This window comes from Acinetobacter guillouiae CIP 63.46 (genome assembly GCF_000368145.1).
Lineage (GTDB): Bacteria > Pseudomonadota > Gammaproteobacteria > Pseudomonadales > Moraxellaceae > Acinetobacter > Acinetobacter guillouiae.
The window spans coordinates 6,181-6,772 of record NZ_KB849292.1 but is presented as its reverse complement, the minus strand read 5'-3'; the positions used below and the strand labels follow the sequence as shown (position 1 = coordinate 6,772).

Here is a 592-nt window from a genome sequence, read left to right as displayed (position 1 = left end):
ATCGCAGGCTATTACGTCTTTCATCGCCTCTGACTGCCAAGGCATCCACCACATGCACTTAATTACTTGACTATACAACCCCAAACAGTCGTTAACACATACAAGTGAGTGTTATCGTTGCAAACTTAATTGCTACTATCTGTTGTCTGTGAATTTAATCACTATACAGCTTCAATCTAATTCATATACCAAAACGCTTGATTCAGTGTTTTTGCTAGTTCTCAGATTAATTCTTCATCTAACTGAAATACTTACGTATTACCGTTAGTGTCAAATTAATCGAGTTTGAACAATTTATTTCAGACTCAATTTTCTAATCTGTTAATGATTAACTACCACCTCGTCGGTGAGTAGTAAACTGTGATAAATCACAGAAGTTAATAAACCAAGATCATTCGATCTTCTTATTTATTAATTTCTATAAGCTATCTTTGGAATTTAACTTTCGTTTTCTACATTACTTCGTAATGTATGGTGGAGACTAGGAGAGTCGAACTCCTGACCTCCTGCGTGCAAAGCAGGCGCTCTACCAACTAAGCTAAGTCCCCAGCTTATCACTTAATGAACGACATATCTTTCAATCTAAGCTACT

General features: G+C 36.1%; 1 tRNA gene. It reads right to left on the bottom strand.

Going from position 1 to position 592, the window contains the following annotated elements:
- Positions 1 to 472: 472 nt before the first annotated feature.
- Positions 473 to 548: transfer RNA gene (locus tag F981_RS23040), tRNA-Ala, on the bottom strand.
- Positions 549 to 592 lie beyond the last annotated feature (44 nt).